The following is a 15523-nucleotide window of genomic DNA, read 5'->3' on the forward strand; positions in this document are numbered from 1 at the left end:
ATGACGGGTGTGCTCGCATGATGCACGTGGTCGCGTGACGACCCGCGACGAGCTGTTCCCCGGCACGGACGCCACCTCGACCGCCCATCGCGAGTTCGACTGGTCGACGACGTCACTCGGACCGGTCGAGAACTGGCCGGACGCACTGGTGACCGCCATCCGCACGCTGTTCCCGTCCGAGGTGGGACAGCTCGTGTGGTGGGGCGAGGATCTGGTCCAGCTCTTCAACCACGCCTACACCCCGATGGCAGGCGACCTGTTTCCCGAGGCCGTGGGCCAGCGCGCCGCGGACTGCTGGCGCGTCGGCTGGGAGCAGCTCGGCCCGTTGGCGCACGACGCCCTGCGCGGCACCGCCGTCCATCGCACCCGTCAGCGCGTCCTGCTGGACCGTTTCGGCTACCTCGAGGAGACGTTCTTCACGTTCTCCTACAGCCCGATCCTCGGTTCCGGCGACACGGTGAACGGGGTCTTCGTCGCCACCACCGACGTGACCCAGCAGGTGCTGGCGGAGCGCCGCATGTCGGTGCTGCACGAGCTGGGCTCGATCTCCGTGGCCTCCCGCGACATCGACGACGTCTGCCGGGCGTCACTGGACCTGCTCGCCGGCAACGAGGCCGACGTGCCGTTCGCGTCCATCCACCTCCGCACCACCCACGACGCGGAACTCGGCGAGATCCGTCCCGTCGCCTCGACGTCCGCGACGCTCCCCGGTCGGCCGCACACCGCCACGACCGTCGATCGCGACGTGATCGATCGCGTCAGCAACAGCGGTGTCGGCGAGATCGTGGGCACGACCGCCGTCGTGCTCCCCCTGCACGCGTCGTCGGGCCGACCCGTCGGCGTTCTCGTGGCCGGCATCAGCGCGTTGCGGCGCTTCGACGAGCCGTACCGCGTGTTCCTCGATCTGGTGGCCGGACGCATCTCGACGGCGCTGACGGATGCGTACTCGTATGCGGCAGAACGCCGCCGGGCTCGCGACCTGGAAGAGCTGGATGCTGCCAAGACCCGGTTCTTCGAGAACGTCAGCCACGAGTTCCGCACCCCGCTGACGCTGCTCCTGGGTCCGTTGGGCGACGTGGTGGACGATCAGGAGAACCCGCTGCCGCCGCACCGGGTGCGATCGCTGCAGACCGCGCGGCGCGCGGCACTGCGACTGCAGCGACTGGTGGACACCCTGCTCGACGTCGCACGCGGCGATGCCGACGGATTCGTCGTGTCTCTCGAACCGACCGACATCGTCTCGCTCACCACGGACTGCGCCTCGATGTTCCGCGACGCGACGGCGCGGGCCGGCGTGGAACTGCACCTCGCACTCGACGGCGTCACCCACCGCTTCGCCGAGATGGACCGCACGATGTGGACTCACGTGGTGATGAACCTGGTGTCCAACGCGGTCAAGTTCACGACGGCGGGATCGGTGACCGTGAGCCTGCGAGACGACGCGGACACGGTGACGTTGACGGTCACGGACACCGGGCCGGGTGTCCCCGAGGCCGACCGAGCGAAGATCTTCGACCGGTTCTATCAGGTCGCGGCCGCCGCCGGTCGCAGCCGCGAGGGGTCCGGCGTCGGACTCTCCCTGGTGCGCGACCTCGTGGCCGCCCTGCACGGCACCATCGACGTGAGCGACGGCCCGGACGGCACGGGATCCACGTTCACCGTGACGCTTCCCCGCACGGTGGCGTCCGCGCCGCCCGCCTCCGACGCCACCACACAGGAGGTCGCGGAAGCGTTGGGCGCCGGGTACATCGGTGAAGCCGACACCTGGCGACCGCTGGACGGCGTCCGGACCGATCCGACACCCGATCAGCGCCAGGTGGTGCTCGTCGAGGACAACGCCGACATGCGCGACTACCTCGTCGGACTGCTCCGCGAACAGAACTGGCACGTGACCATGTTCGCCGATGTCGACTCCGCGATGGCGCACGCCCGCGCCCACCCGCCGGACGTCATCCTCAGCGACATCATGCTGCCGGGACGCTCCGGTCTCTCGCTCGTCGACGAGGCGAGGTCCGACGGCCGGCTGGTGCGCGTCCCGATCGTGTTGCTCAGTGCACGTGCGGGATCCGAGTCGGTCGTCGAAGGCCTCCGCCTCGGTGCGGACGACTACGTGACCAAGCCGTTCCAGCCGGCGGAGCTCGTCGCACGTGTCCGGGTGCACCTCGAGCTCGCCCGGTTGCGGGAGCAGCTGCTCGGCAGCGCGCAACGCGAGGTGTCCTCGCTGCGCACGGCGCTCGACAGCCGCAGTGTCCTGAGTCAGGCAGTGGGCCTGCTGATGGTCACGCAGCGGATGTCGCCGGAGGCGGCCTTCGACCACATCGCGACGATGAGTCAGGCCGCCAACGTCAAGGCTCGGGTGATCGCGGAGCAACTGGTCCGCGACTTCGTGGAGGAGCTCGGGTCCGACCCCGTCGGATAGGCACAGCAGCGCAGGAGGTCTCGTCGCATGACGGAACGCAAGCCGTCGGACATCAGTGTCCAGACGTGGGTGGACCGGCAGATCGCGTCCGCTCAGGAGAACGGCGCCTTCGAGAACCTGCCGGGCCTCGGCAAGCCGATCCCGCCGTCGAGCACCGACGAGTTGTCCTGGGTGCGGGGGTATCTGAAGCGCGAGAACCTCTCGGGCGATGCTCTTCTGCCGACGCCGCTCCGCCTGCGCAAGGAGGTCGAGCGTCTCCCGGAGGCGCTGCGGGACGTACGGTCCGAGGACGCGGTCCGTGCGATCGTCAAGGATCTGAACGCGCGCATCATGGACTGGCTGCGGGCGCCCGTGGGACCTCAGGTACCCATCGGCCGCGTCGACGCCGACGAGGTGGTCGCGCAGTGGACCCGGGACCGGTCAGCGGCTCGGGCAGCGCTCGCGGCGAAGAAGGCATCGCTGCAACAGGCCGGTCTCATGACGTCGGACCCCGCGCCGCCAGCACGCGCAGCGTCACGGGCTCGACGACCCTGGCTGCGATGGGTCCGGCGACGGCCATGATCAGCACGTAGGCCGTGGCGAGTGCGGCCAGCTCGCTCTCCACGGCGCCGGCCGCGACGGCCAGACCCGCGATGACGATGGAGAACTCGCCGCGCGCGATCAGTGCTGCCCCGGCACGCATCCGGCCCAGCTGTCCCACGCCGATCTGCTTCGCGGCCCACGCGCCGGTAGCCACCTTGGTCACCGCGGTGATGACCGCGAGCAGCACCGCGTACCCGAGGACGGGCGGGATCGAGCGCGGGTCGGTGTTGAACCCGAACACGACGAAGAAGATGGCCGCGAACAGGTCACGCAAGGGCTCGAGCACCCGGGTGGCGGCCTGGGCGGTGGATCCCGAGATGGCGATCCCGAGCAGGAACGCCCCAACGGCCGCGGACACCTGCATCGCCGACGCGATTCCGGCCACCAGGAGGGCGAGCCCGAAGACTTTCAGCAGCACCACCTCTCGGTCCCGGCTGGCGACCACCTTCGACACCACCCACCCGTACCGCAGTGCGACGACCAGCACGACGGCGACGACCAACAGGGAGATCCCCACGGCCTCGGCGCCGCCGAGAATGCTGACGCCGCCGAGCACCGCGGTGAGGATCGGCAGATAGAGCGCCATCATGAGGTCCTCGAACACCAGGATCGACAGCACGACGGGCGTCTCGCGGTTGCCCAGTCGGCCCAGGTCACCGAGCACCTTGGCGACGATGCCGGACGACGAGATGTAGGTGACACCGCCGAGCACCAGGGCGCCGATCGGTCCCCAGCCGAGAATCAGCGCTGTCACCGCACCGGGCACGAAGTTCAGCACCAGGTCGACCAGGCCCGCGGTCCACGACCGTTGCAGCCCGGTGACCAGTTCGTTCGCGGTGTACTCGAGCCCGAGGAGCAGGAGCAGCAGCACCACGCCGATCTCGCTCGCGAGATGGGTGAAGTCGTCGATGCCGTCGAGCTCGACGATGCCGCCGTTGCCGAAGAACAACCCGGCGAGCAGATAGAACGGGATGGGGGACATGCCGATCCGCGAAGCGAGCCTGGCGAGCAACCCCAGCGCGAAGAAGACAGCGCCCAGCTCGGTCAGTCCGAGCGCAGTCTCTCCCACCCGTCAGCTACCGAGGATCTTCGCTGCGTGATCGAGACCGTCGCTCGTTCCGACGACGACGAGCAGGTCGCCCGAGACGAGGGTGAAGTTCGGCGGCGGCGACGGCTGGACCTGCCCCGCCCGCATGACCGCCACGATGGACACCCCGGTCTTGGTCCGCATGGCGGTGTCGCCGAGAAGTCGGCCGTCGAAGCGGGATCCCTCGTGGATCGGCAACTGCCGGGTCCGGATACCGGGGAGGTCGCGGTGCTCCTCCCCCAGCTGCGCGACGAGTTGCGGCGCGCCCAGCAGGTTGCCGAGTGCCGCCGCTTCCTCGTTCGTCAGCGTGATCGACGCCTGCGTCGAGTCCGGGTCCTCCTTCTTCGACACGATCAGCTCGTTCGTGCCGTCCTTGCGCGTGATGACCCCGATGCGTCGCCCCGTGGACAACGCGAAATCCTTGCGTACCCCGATGCCGGGAAGCAGGGTGACGTCGACGTTCATGCGGCGATGCTAGCCCCTCAGGTCAGTCGTGACGGGTCCAACAGTCCCGTCTGCACCGCCTTCACCAGCCGACGCGGCACCCGGTGCGTCACGCCGCCGACGGTGACGGACACCAGATCCGGCGGCGTCGCCTTCCACTGCGAGCGTCGACTGCGCGTGTTCGAGCGAGACATCTTCCTCTTGGGAACAGCCACGGGTCAGGCCTTTCTCGTGCGGGTGCCGTAGCGACGCTCGAACTTCTCGACGCGTCCCTGCGTGTCCATCACCCGCGCCGCGCCGGTCCAGAACGGGTGCGACTCGTTGGTGACGTCGACGACCACCAGGGGATATGTGCGACCGTCCGAGTACTCGACGGTGCGATCGCTGGTGACGGTCGACCTCGTCAGGAACATCGATCCCGTCCCGGAGTCCTGGAATACGACCGGATGGTAGTCCGGATGTACGTTCTTCTTCACTGTGCAGCCCTTCTGTCGTCGTCCGCCCCGACGGCGGAACTGTCTGTCTCGCAGGGATCTTCGTGGTACTGCCCGAAAGGGTCGGCCCACTCGGCCCAGAGCTCGGGAGTCTCGAGCTCATCCGGCGTGAGCAGCGCGTCGGACAGCGCCGCGTACACGTGCTCGGGATCTGCCTCGTGCACCAGCACCACCAGCGACTGCGCGCGGTCCCCGTACTCCTCGTCCCAGGCGAGTGCGGCGAGAGCGCGGCGGGCGGTGGGCGCCTCCTCGTAGTCGTCCGGTGCCATGGCCGCGAGCCACGAGCCCGCGGAGGCAACCCGGAGCCCACCGCCGGCGGACTCGAGCCACAGCACGGCGTCGGGTTGCGTGGCCACCCACAGCCGACCGCGGGTGGCGACGACACCGTCGAGGAGAACGTCGATCGCGTCGTGCAGCCGGCCCGGGTGGAACGGCCGTCGGTCCGTGAACTCGACCAGGGTGACGCCGCACTCCGCCGACAGCGGCGGCTGCCCGTCGAGCAGTGGCGCGTGGGCGTCGTCGACGAGTCCTCGTCGCGCCGTCGCCGGAACGCGGGCCAGCAGGTCTCGCGGACGTTCGCCCGGCAGGATCCAGACCCGCGGCGCGCGTGGTGCGAGCCGCGCCAGTACCGCATCGAGGCGCGCGGCGTCCCACCGATCGACTCCGGTGTCCGCGACGACCAGCAGATCGGATCCTCGAACGGTGCCGACGGCGACCTGCGCGACGGTGCGGTCGTCGAGAAGATCCACGACCTGACCGCCGTCGGGCCCGGGCGGGAACGCCCGTTCGCCGACGAGCTCGTCGCCGGTGGCGTCGGACAGCCAGGTCGCGCCGTCGACGCAGCCGACGACCGCCTCGATGCGCACGTCTCGCGACGCCGTGGCGTCCACCCGGCCGACCATGCCGGTGACGACGGTGTTCTCGATCGCCCAGCAGATCGCCTCGACCTCCAGCGAGGGATCGACCCGGACGACGATGCGTCGCACGGACGAGTCCGCGGAGACCGATCGCAGCAGGGGCAGCAGATCCTCCCGCAGCAGGCAGGAGACGCAGCACCCGAGACCCGCCAGGTCGACGACCCGGGTGGTCGGCGTGCCGTCGTCGTCCATCCGGACCGTCCGCCGCCGCACGACACCGACGGTGGCGTCGGAGAGGTCGTGGTGCAGGACGATCGTGCCCGGCTCCTGGAACGTCGCGCTCACCGCGGCGCCGAGATCCTCCGGCCCGCACACCACGACCAGGGGCGTTCTCCTGTCGGGCGCCTCGAGGTTCTCCATCGGCACTGCACGTCCTTTCGGTTCTTCGAGTTGTCGACAACGATTGTCAGTTACCGGCGTCCGAGCGTACAGTTCCGATACAGCGCTTGTCGACAACTGTTGTCGATAAAGTCACCGGTCACCAGTCGACAGAGAGGAAGGGTTCGCGATGTCCGCGCACTGCGACGTCACAGGACGGGTCCCGAGCTTCGGGAAGTCCGTCTCGCACTCCCACCACCGCACGAGTCGGAGGTGGAACCCCAACGTGCAGCACAAGACCTACTTCGTACCGAGCCTCGGCCGACGAGTGCGGCTGACGGTCTCGGCGAAGGGGATCAAGACCATCGACCGCGACGGCATCGACTCCGTCGTCACGCGGCTCGTCGCGGCCGGAAAGAAGTTCTGACATGGCGAGCAAGAGCACCGACGTCCGGCCGATCGTGAAACTGACGTCGACCGCCGGCACCGGCCACACGTACGTCACCCGGAAGAACCGGCGCAACGATCCCGACCGACTGGTCCTGCGCAAGTACGACCCCGTCGTGCGTCGACACGTCGATTTCCGGGAGGAACGCTGATGGCCACGAAGTCGAAGATCGCCCGCAACACCCAGCGGGCCGAGATCGTCGCCCGCCACGCGGCACGTCGCCACGAGCTGAAAGAGCTGATCCGGAGGCCCTCGACGAGCGACGAGGACCGGTTCGCGGCGCAGCGGGCTCTCCAGCGTCTACCGCGCGATGCGAGTCCGGTAAGATTGCGCAATCGAGACGCTGCGGACGGTCGCCCGCGCGGGTACCTCCGGAAATTCGGACTCTCCCGCATCGGCGTTCGAGAGAGAGCACATCGCGGGGAACTTCCCGGCGTCCACAAGAGCAGTTGGTGAGATGGAGAACTCATGGCAGTGAAGAGGGGCCCGTCCAAGAAGGATCGGGTCGAGAAGGATCGCAAGCCCAAGAAGAACCCGCTCATCGCGGCGGGCATCACCGAGGTCGACTACAAGGACGTGAACCTGCTGCGTCAGTTCATCTCCGATCGCGGCAAGATCCGTAGCCGCCGTGTCACCGGGCTGACCCCCCAGCAGCAGCGTCAGGTCGCCACCGCCGTGCGCAACGCACGCGAGATGGCGCTCCTTCCGTTCACCACCCGCTGAGTGTCGACCGGTAGGGGCTGACAGGCCCCCCGTGTCAGGAGTTCTCGCCGGATTCACCGTCATCTTCGTGGTCGTCTTCATCGGCTACGTCGTCGCCCGTACGGGCGTACTCGGTGAGTCCGGCGGACTCGTTCTGGGGCGGATGGTGTTCTTCGTCGCCACTCCGGCGCTGCTGTTCGACACCCTCGCCCGCGCCGACCTGTCGGTGATCTTCTCCCCCACACTCGCCATCACGGCCGTGGGGGCTCTGCTGGTCGGAGCCCTGTATCTGGTGATCGCCCTGACGATCACGAAGCGCACGGTCCCCGAGGCCACCATCGGGGCACTCGCCGCGTCCTACGTCAACGCGGCCAACCTCGGCATCCCCATCGCCGTGTACGTCCTGGGCGACGCCTCGTTCGTCGCGCCGCTGCTGCTCTTCCAGATCATGATCTACTCGCCGCTGGCCCTGACGATCCTGGACGTCTCGACGTCGTCGCGCGGCACCTCGCTGGTCGGTGTCGTGGCAGCCCCGTTCACCAACCCGATCGTCCTCGCCGGCCTCGCCGGACTGGCGCTCGCCGTGACGGGTCTGAGCCTGCCGGACCCCGTGATGCAGCCGTTCGCACTGCTCGGCGGCGCCAGCGTTCCCGGCGCCCTTCTCGCCTTCGGCATGTCGTTGCAGGGCGTACGCGTGCTCGAGCGGGGAGCCGGACCGCGCCGCGACGTCGCGCTGGCGACCTTTCTCAAGATGGCCGTGCTGCCCGTCCTCACCTACGTCCTGGCGCGGTGGGTGTGGCGCATCGACGGCCACGACCTCTTCGCCGTGGTGGTCATCGCAGCGCTTCCGACCGCGCAGAACGTGTTCATCTACGCCACCCGCTACGGCCGCGGAACCGTGCTGGCACGCGACACCGCGTTCGTCACGACGCTGGTGTCCGTTCCCGTCATCGCCCTCGTCGCGGCGCTGCTCGCGTGACCGTGGGAGCGAGCTCGGCCGGGCCCGCGCGCGGCCGCGCTACCGTGGAGGTCATGAGGTCGTTCGCCCTGGGGCTGCTGTTGTGTGTCGCACTCGGCGGATGCGGCTCCTCCGACCCCGGCGACGCCGGCGACCTCGAGACCGGCGCGGCGTCCCCCACCGACCTCGTGCCCGTCCCCGGCTCACCGCCGGTTCCCCACGAGGTGGCCGCGGACCAGGTGGGCACCGAGTTCACACCCGGCGCGTCGCTGGTGATGGCGCAGTCCACACCGTTCGAGGCGTGGACCGCGCTGCCGGGCAACCGGATCGCGGTGCACTTCGTCACCGGCACTCCCGAGTGCTACGGCGCCGACGCGACCGTGGAGGAGACCGAGGAGACGGTGGTGGTCACCGTCCGGACCGGCACCCTCGAATCCGCGAAGGACAAGTCCTGCATCATGATCGCCGTGTACGGGACCATGGAGCTGCAGCTCGCGGCCCCGGTGGGCACCCGCACGGTGCTCAACGGGACCTGAGCCGGCTCAGCGCTTCCTGCGGGCGCTCAGATAGTCGCTCACCACCGCGGCACCGAGTCCGTCCAGATCGGGTGCGACGACCCGCCCGCCCACGCGCTGGGCCATCCGGTCCACGACGCGGGCCAGACCGGGATCGTCTCCCAGCCGGAAGATCGTCACCTGCGCACCGATCTTCGCCAGGGTATCGAGCTCCCTGACCGTCAACCCGAGGGTCCGCGGATGCGGCGGATAATCGAAGAAGGCGTGGCCGTCCGGTTCGAGATGGGCGGTCGGCTCGCCGTCCGTGACGATGAGCACCACGGGTTGGGCGTTGGGATTGCGCCGCAGGTGCGCCGTGGCCAGCATCAGCGCGTGGTGCAGGTTGGTGCCCTGGTCCCACGCGCCGTCGAGCCCCGCCAGTTCCGACGGTGTGAGCGTCTGCGCGTGTCGTCCGAAACCGATCATCGTCAGATCGTCGCCGCGGAACCGCGTGCTGACGAGGTGATTCAACGCCAGCGCCGTCCGCTTCATCGGAACCCAGCGACCCTCCATCACCATGGAGAACGACGTGTCCACCAGCAGGGCCACCACGGCCTGTGACCGTAGCTCGGTCTCGCTGATCTCGACGTCGGTGACGGCCAGACGCACTCCGGTCTCGCCGTCTCCGCGAGGTTCCGTCGCGGTGCGCAGGACGGCGTTGGTCACCGTCCGGACGACGTCCCACGGCTCGGTGTCGCCGAACTCCCAGGCGCGCGACGCACCGGTGGGCTCGCCCATCGCGCCCGCTCGGCGGGTGTCACGCTCACCGCGGCGCGATGCCATGCCGCCCGCGACGTCCTTCAGAGCCGATTGCCCCAACTGCCGCATGGCCTTCGGGGACAGGCGCCACTGTCCGTCGGCCCCCTTGTCGAGGAAACCCTCCTGCTGCAACGCCTTCTCCAGGTCCGCCAACGTCCGCGCGTCCGCGGCCGCCTCCGGACCCAGTTGGCGCAGCAACGCATCGGCGTCGATGTCGTCGAGCGCCGCACCGTTGTACTGCTGCGAGAGCTGGTCCCCCAGCTCCTCGAGTTCGGCGATGTCCTGCAGCACACCGGTCCCGTCGCCGAGTCCCATGCCCTCCTGACCGCGGAACTTCTGGGCGGAGTCCCAGTCCTCCCCCGGCCGGGCCGACTGCAGATTCGCGTCGAGTCGCGACAGCTGGTCCATCAGGTCCTGGCTGCCGAAGGCCTGCTGCGCCAACGCGTCCAGCTCGGCACGCTGCTCCGCGGAGAGCGAGTTCCGCAGCCTCTGCGCTGCCGCGGACCGCTCCGCGAGAGCATCGATCAGGTCGTCGATGGTCTCGGGATTCTCGGGGAAGAACTCACCGTGATCGCGCATGAACTTCTCGAACTGCTCGTCGGTGTTCTCCCCGCGCGCATGGGCGTCGAGCATGTCGTTGAGATCGGACAGCATCTCGGCGACCCGAGCACGGTCCTCCTCGGTGGCCCCCTCGAGTGCCTGCTTCATGCCCTTGAAGCGTTGATCGAGCACCTCGCGGCCGAGCAGATCCTTGATCTTCTCGTAGTTCTCCCGCGCCTCGCTGCTGCGCCAGTCGTAGTCGGCGAGCTCCTGCACGGCCTGCGCCGTCGACGGAGGCAGTTCGGCGATCTGCATCTCCTGGAAGCGGGCGTCGTCGTCCAGCGCACGGGCCAGGGTCTTGCGCTCCTCGAGGACCGCCGCGTCCAACAGCTCGCGCACCTCCTGCAGGGTGCCGTCGAGATTCTTGTTCTTCAGCAGTTCCCGCCGACGACGGTTCGCCCGCGCGGCGAGATCGTCCAGGCCGCGCATGTTCTTCGTCCCGCGACGCAACATCTCCTGCATCGCGCGGCGCGGCGACGCACCTTCGAGAACGTCCTGACCGATCGCGTCGAGCGCCTCCCGCAGATCGACGGGTGGCGCCAGCGGATCCGGACCGTCGACGTACGGCCCGTACCGGGAGTTGTGGCCCGCCATCAGCTGTACACCGTCTGCCCGTCGTCGCCGGTGTCCTTGCCGATGCGACGTGCGAGGTAGAGACCCTCGAGCGCGAGCTCGACAGCCGCGGCGCGCTCACCGTCGGAGGTCGCGCCCAGACGCTCGGCGATCTCGTCGATGACAGGAAGATCCGGCAACTCGTTCAGGAGCACCTTCGCGGTGACTCGATCACCGGTGATCACGGGCTCACCCTGCTCGACGACCGTGACGAGAGGGCCCAGGTCGATACCGCCGAGCGAGTCCCGTGCGGTGTCGGCTGTGGCCCGCCGCAGCAGGTGGTTCAGAACCTCGATCTCCCGTCCCTCCTCGCCCGACTCGAACTCCACCTTGCCCCGCAGGACGTCGACGATCGTCTGGGTGTCGACGGGTCGAGCCACCGGATCGGACTCGCCCAGCACGGCGGCACGGTGCACGGCGGCCGCGCCGACGGTCTCGGCGGCGGCGACGGCGAACCGAGCCGAGACGCCGGAACGCTGGTCGACCGACGGCGATTCACGCAGCAGCCGGGTGAACCGCGCCAGCACCTCGAGCACGTGCGGCGGCACGACTGCGGTGAGGTCGGCCTCCTGCTCGATGACCGCGATCTCGTCGGTCAGCAGGATCGGATAGTGGGTGCGGATCTCGGCGCCGAACCGGTCCTTCAGCGGAGTGATGATCCGACCGCGGTTGGTGTAGTCCTCCGGGTTCGCACTCGCGACGAGGAGCACGTCGAGGGGCAACCGCACCGTGTAGCCACGGATCTGGATGTCGCGCTCCTCCATCACGTTGAGCAACGACACCTGGATGCGCTCGGCGAGGTCGGGCAGCTCGTTGATCGCCACGATTCCGCGGTGGGTACGCGGCACGAGGCCGAAGTGGATTGTCTCCGGATCGCCCAGGCTGCGGCCCTCGGCGACCTTCACGGGGTCGACGTCGCCGACGAGGTCGGCCACCGACGTGTCCGGGGTCGCCAGCTTCTCCGAGTACCGCTCGGAGCGATGGCGCCAGGACACCGGCAGATCGTCGCCGAGTTCGGCTGCCCGGCGGATCGAGGCGGGGGTGATGGGGTCGTAGGGATGCTCACCGAGCTCGGAGCCGTCGATGACGGGCGTCCACTCGTCGAGCAGCGTGGCGAGGGTACGGAGCAGGCGGGTCTTGCCCTGCCCGCGCTCGCCGAGGAGAACGACGTCGTGCTGGGCGAGGAGTGCGCGTTCGATCTGCGGAAGGACGGTGTTCTCGAATCCGAGAATGCCGGGCCATGCGTCGCGGCCCTCGCGCAGGGCGTCGAGCAGGTTGTCGCGGAGTTCGTTCTTGACTGTCTTCTGGACGTGTCCCGACGCGCGGAGTTCACCGAGGGTGGTCGCGCGCGGGTGTGGATCTCGACTACTGGGAGACTGGGTCACCCTTCCAACGTACGAGCGTCGAGCCGTTTCGGCACGTGCACAGCTCGATCAGTGCCCCGACGGGTCCGTCAGGTCCTTGCCCTCGGCGTTCTTGACGCGCTTGCGTTCGAGCAGGATCACCGTCAGACCGGCGGCCCAGAGGATCACGGTGGCCGGGAACAGGATCATCACCCACCCCTCGAAACCACCTCCTGCGGCAGTGAGCCCGAGACCCATGGCCCCGAGGCCCAGTGCGATGAGGAAGTAGCCGGGCCAGTTCCGGGCATCGGCGATGGCCTCGCCGGCGTGTGCGCGGAAGGTCCGCTCGTCGTCGCGAGGCTCGCGCTCCGAGCTGCCCTCCTTCATTCCGCCGTCCGGGTCGCCGTCACGGTGGTCCTGAGTCATGGCCCGCGTCTACCCTCGCCGAGAACAGACCAAACACGATGTGGCCTCCTGCCGGTAGCGTCGAGCGGTGACCGAGACCAGTGCATACGACTTCACCGCCACGACCATCGACGGCGAGCCCGTCGACCTCGCCGCCTACAAGGGCAAACCGCTCCTCATCGTCAACACCGCTTCGCAGTGCGGATTCACGCCGCAGTACGAGGGCCTCGAGGTTCTGAACAAGACGTACGGGCCGCAGGGGCTGGTGGTTCTCGGCTTCCCGTGCGATCAGTTCGGGCACCAGGAGCCCGGCGACGCCGACGAGATCAAGAACTTCTGCTCGCTGCGGTACGACGTCACGTTCCCGATGCACGAGAAGATCGAGGTGAACGGCGACGGCGCGCACCCGCTCTACAAGTGGCTGCGCGACCAGAAGTCGGGCGTGCTGGGCAGCCGGATCAAGTGGAACTTCACCAAGTTCCTCATCGACGCCGACGGCAAGGTGGTCGACCGTTTCGGGCCGACCACCAAGCCGGAGAAGCTCGCTAAGCCCATCGAGAAAGTTCTCGCGAAGGGCTGAGCCCGGGGGGTTGAAGTTCGGGGGGGTCGAAGTTCGGGGGGGTCGAGGTTCGAGAGAGGTCAGTGTGCGAAGTGGCGTGACCCGGTCAGGTACATGGTCACGCCCGCCTCGCGCGCTGCCTCCACGACCTCGGTGTCGCGGATCGATCCGCCGGGCTGCACCACCGCCGCCACCCCCGCTGCGGCGAGGATCTGGAAGCCGTCGGGGAACGGGAAGAAGGCGTCCGACGCGGCCACGGCGCCCGTGGTGCGGTCGCCGGCGCGGCGCACGGCCAGTTCGGCGGAATCGACCCGATTGACCTGTCCCATGCCCACTCCCACGGACGCACCGTCCGCGGCGATGAGGATGGCGTTGGACTTGACGGCGCGGCACGCCTTCCAGGCGAACTCGAGGTCGGCCAGCACTGCCTCGTCGGCGGGCTCGCCCACGGCCAGGGTCCACCCCGACGGATCGTCGCCCGCGGCGTCGAGACGGTCGCGGTCCTGCAGCAGCAGGCCGCCCGAGATCTGCTTGATCTCCGGCACCGCCGTCGGCGGCTCGCACACGAGGACGCGGATGTTCTTCTTGCGCTGCAGCACTCCCAGCGCGCCGTCGGCGTAGGACGGGGCGATGATGACCTCGGTGAAGATCTCGGCGACCTGCTCGGCCATCTCGACGGTGATCTCGCGGTTGGACGCGATGACGCCGCCGTACGCGCTCACCGGATCGCAGGCGTGCGCCTTGCGATGCGCCTCGGCGATGGAGCCGGACGCCGACACCGCGATGCCACACGGGTTGGCGTGCTTGATGATCGCCACGCACGGGAGATCGTGGTCGAACGCGGCACGCCAGGCGGCGTCACCGTCGGTGTAGTTGTTGTACGACATCTCCTTGCCGTGCACCTGCTCCGCCTGCGCGATGCCGGCGGGAGCGGACGGGTCGACGTACAGAGCGCCGGCCTGGTGCGGATTCTCGCCGTAGCGCAGAACCGAGGCGCGCTCGTAGGTCGCGCCCATCCATGCCGGGAAGTGCTCGGACTCGTCGGAACCGCCGGCGACGAGGACGTCGGTCATCCAGGACGCCACCGCGACGTCGTATGCTGCGGTGTGCTGGAACGCCGTGGCGGCCAGAGCGATTCGCTGCTCGAGCGTGAAGCCGCCACCCTGCACCGCGGTCAGCACGTCGGCGTAGCGAGCGGGATCCACCACGACCGCCACCGACGGATGGTTCTTCGCCGCGGCGCGGACCATGGACGGGCCACCGATGTCGATCTGCTCCACGCACTCGTCCGAACTCGCACCGGACGCCACCGTCTCGGTGAACGGGTAGAGGTTGACGATGACGAGCTCGAACGGAGCGACGCCCAACTCGTCGAGCTGCGCGAGGTGTTCCGGCTTGCGCGTGTCCGCCAGGACGCCGGCGTGCACGCGCGGATGCAGCGTCTTCACGCGGCCGTCCAGGGTCTCGGGGAAGCCGGTGAGGTCTTCGACCCGAGTCACCGGTACGCCCGCGGCGGCGATGCGCCCGGCGGTCGATCCGGTGGACACGATCTCCACCCCGGCGGCGTGAAGGCCCACGGCCAGCTCGTCCAGACCGGTCTTGTCGTAGACGCTGACGAGTGCGCGCGAGACGGCACGCGTGTTCTCTGGGTTAGTCACTGGGGATCTGGGCCTTTCGTCCATCGGTGATGACTCCGCGTGTGGCGACGGCGGCGACCACGTCGATCAGCAGCCGTCGTTCGACGATCTTGATGCGCTCGTGCAGCGACTCCTCGGTGTCGCCGTCGAGCACCGGAACAGCTTCCTGCGCCACGATGGGCCCGGTGTCCACACCGTCGTCCACCAGGTGGACGGTGGACCCGCTGACCTTCACACCGTGGGCGAGGGCGTCGGCCACCGCGTGCGCGCCCGGGAACGACGGCAGCAGTGCGGGGTGGGTGTTGACGATGCGGCCACCGAAGCGTGCGAGGAACACCGGCCCGAGGATCCGCATGAATCCCGCACTCACGACGAGATCCGGTGACCAGGAGTCCACGACCTCGGTGAGGGCGGCATCCCACTCCGCACGCGAACCGTGGTCCGACACGGCCACTCGCCGGGACGGCAGCCCTGCGCTCTCGGCGCCGCACGGCCGATCCACCACCACGGCGACGACCTCGGCCGGGAACTCGGGAGCGGACGCGGCCTCGACCAACGATCCGAGCAGTGATCCGACCCCCGAGGCGAGGACGACGACGCGGGCCGGGAGGTCCCGCCCGGGTGTCGAACGCGGGGCAGACAGCGTGCTTCTCCTCAGCTGCTCGGGCGGGTCAGGTGCTCTGTC

Annotated in this window: 19 protein-coding genes; 9 read left to right on the forward strand and 10 right to left on the reverse strand. The window is 69.0% G+C overall.

Annotation, left to right across the window (positions count from 1 at the left end):
- The first annotated feature begins 34 nt into the window (after window positions 1-34).
- Window positions 35-2419 carry an ATP-binding protein gene (locus tag OHB23_RS19605; protein WP_328810209.1) on the forward strand — a complete coding sequence of 795 codons (2385 nt, stop codon included), beginning with the start codon at window positions 35-37 and terminating at the stop codon, window positions 2417-2419.
- Window positions 2420-2446: 27 nt separating this feature from the next.
- Window positions 2447-2980: a J-domain-containing protein gene (locus OHB23_RS19610; RefSeq protein ID WP_027504133.1), complete on the forward strand. Its 534-nt coding sequence runs from the start codon at window positions 2447-2449 to the stop codon at window positions 2978-2980.
- Here OHB23_RS19610 and OHB23_RS19615 read toward each other — a convergent pair.
- The 5 genes from OHB23_RS19615 to mrf are packed head-to-tail and all read right to left on the reverse strand — an operon-like array spanning window position 2895 to window position 6303.
- Window positions 2895-4070, reverse strand: a complete 1176-nt coding sequence (locus OHB23_RS19615) for a cation:proton antiporter (protein ID WP_027504134.1) — start codon at window positions 4068-4070, stop codon at window positions 2895-2897. The two genes, OHB23_RS19610 and OHB23_RS19615, sit on opposite strands and share 86 nt — an antisense overlap.
- A 3-nt stretch (window positions 4071-4073) precedes the next feature.
- On the reverse strand, window positions 4074-4553 hold the full coding sequence (locus tag OHB23_RS19620) for a cation:proton antiporter regulatory subunit (protein WP_328810210.1): 480 nt from the start codon (window positions 4551-4553) through the stop codon (window positions 4074-4076).
- Window positions 4554-4570: 17 nt separating this feature from the next.
- Window positions 4571-4747, reverse strand: coding sequence for a 50S ribosomal protein L32 (gene rpmF / locus OHB23_RS19625; RefSeq protein ID WP_056447007.1), 177 nt, complete (start codon window positions 4745-4747; stop codon window positions 4571-4573).
- 3 nt (window positions 4748-4750) lie between these two features.
- Entirely contained in the window at window positions 4751-5008 is a 258-nt protein-coding gene (locus OHB23_RS19630; RefSeq protein ID WP_027504137.1) for a type B 50S ribosomal protein L31, read from the reverse strand.
- Window positions 5005-6303: a ribosome hibernation factor-recruiting GTPase MRF gene (mrf, locus tag OHB23_RS19635; protein ID WP_027504138.1), complete on the reverse strand. Its 1299-nt coding sequence runs from the start codon at window positions 6301-6303 to the stop codon at window positions 5005-5007. The genes OHB23_RS19630 and mrf overlap by 4 nt, the downstream gene beginning before the upstream one ends.
- A gap of 148 nt (window positions 6304-6451) precedes the next feature.
- On the opposite strand from mrf, the gene rpmB reads away from it, so the two are divergent.
- Genes rpmB through OHB23_RS19665 form a run of 6 tightly spaced genes read left to right on the forward strand, consistent with a single transcriptional unit; the run spans window position 6452 to window position 8905 of the window.
- Window positions 6452-6688, forward strand: a complete 237-nt coding sequence (rpmB, locus tag OHB23_RS19640; protein ID WP_027504139.1) for a 50S ribosomal protein L28 — start codon at window positions 6452-6454, stop codon at window positions 6686-6688.
- Window position 6689: 1 nt separating this feature from the next.
- Window positions 6690-6860, forward strand: coding sequence for a 50S ribosomal protein L33 (gene rpmG, locus OHB23_RS19645; protein WP_027504140.1), 171 nt, complete (start codon window positions 6690-6692; stop codon window positions 6858-6860).
- Window positions 6860-7165, forward strand: a complete 306-nt coding sequence (gene rpsN, locus OHB23_RS19650; RefSeq protein ID WP_222638315.1) for a 30S ribosomal protein S14 — start codon at window positions 6860-6862, stop codon at window positions 7163-7165. Before rpmG ends, rpsN begins: the two co-directional genes overlap by 1 nt.
- Before the next feature lie 12 nt (window positions 7166-7177).
- A complete protein-coding gene (gene rpsR, locus OHB23_RS19655) occupies window positions 7178-7432 on the forward strand; it encodes a 30S ribosomal protein S18 (RefSeq protein ID WP_027504142.1) in 255 nt (84 codons plus the stop codon).
- Window positions 7433-7463: 31 nt separating this feature from the next.
- Window positions 7464-8390 (forward strand): AEC family transporter, encoded by a 927-nt coding sequence (locus tag OHB23_RS19660; protein WP_056447002.1) that lies wholly within the window; start codon window positions 7464-7466, stop codon window positions 8388-8390.
- 53 nt (window positions 8391-8443) lie between these two features.
- Window positions 8444-8905 carry a hypothetical protein gene (locus OHB23_RS19665; protein WP_027504144.1) on the forward strand — a complete coding sequence of 154 codons (462 nt, stop codon included), beginning with the start codon at window positions 8444-8446 and terminating at the stop codon, window positions 8903-8905.
- A gap of 6 nt (window positions 8906-8911) precedes the next feature.
- Here the strand turns inward: OHB23_RS19665 and OHB23_RS19670 are convergent, their stop codons facing one another.
- Genes OHB23_RS19670 through OHB23_RS19680 form a run of 3 tightly spaced genes read right to left on the reverse strand, consistent with a single transcriptional unit; the run spans window position 8912 to window position 12663 of the window.
- Entirely contained in the window at window positions 8912-10876 is a 1965-nt protein-coding gene (locus OHB23_RS19670) for a VWA domain-containing protein (RefSeq protein ID WP_328810211.1), read from the reverse strand.
- Entirely contained in the window at window positions 10876-12279 is a 1404-nt protein-coding gene (locus tag OHB23_RS19675) for a sigma 54-interacting transcriptional regulator (protein ID WP_328810212.1), read from the reverse strand. The genes OHB23_RS19670 and OHB23_RS19675 overlap by 1 nt, the downstream gene beginning before the upstream one ends.
- Before the next feature lie 48 nt (window positions 12280-12327).
- Window positions 12328-12663, reverse strand: a complete 336-nt coding sequence (locus tag OHB23_RS19680; RefSeq protein WP_081821049.1) for a hypothetical protein — start codon at window positions 12661-12663, stop codon at window positions 12328-12330.
- Window positions 12664-12730: 67 nt separating this feature from the next.
- On the opposite strand from OHB23_RS19680, the gene OHB23_RS19685 reads away from it, so the two are divergent.
- Window positions 12731-13222, forward strand: a complete 492-nt coding sequence (locus tag OHB23_RS19685) for a glutathione peroxidase (protein WP_204866400.1) — start codon at window positions 12731-12733, stop codon at window positions 13220-13222.
- A 59-nt stretch (window positions 13223-13281) separates the two neighbouring features.
- Here the strand turns inward: OHB23_RS19685 and purH are convergent, their stop codons facing one another.
- Window positions 13282-14883: a bifunctional phosphoribosylaminoimidazolecarboxamide formyltransferase/IMP cyclohydrolase gene (gene purH, locus OHB23_RS19690; protein WP_222627691.1), complete on the reverse strand. Its 1602-nt coding sequence runs from the start codon at window positions 14881-14883 to the stop codon at window positions 13282-13284.
- Entirely contained in the window at window positions 14852-15496 is a 645-nt protein-coding gene (gene purN / locus OHB23_RS19695; RefSeq protein WP_222629067.1) for a phosphoribosylglycinamide formyltransferase, read from the reverse strand. The genes purH and purN overlap by 32 nt, the downstream gene beginning before the upstream one ends.
- Window positions 15497-15523: the final 27 nt, after the last annotated feature.

This window comes from Rhodococcus sp. NBC_00294 (assembly GCF_036163995.1).
Classification (GTDB): Bacteria; Actinomycetota; Actinomycetes; order Mycobacteriales; family Mycobacteriaceae; genus Rhodococcoides.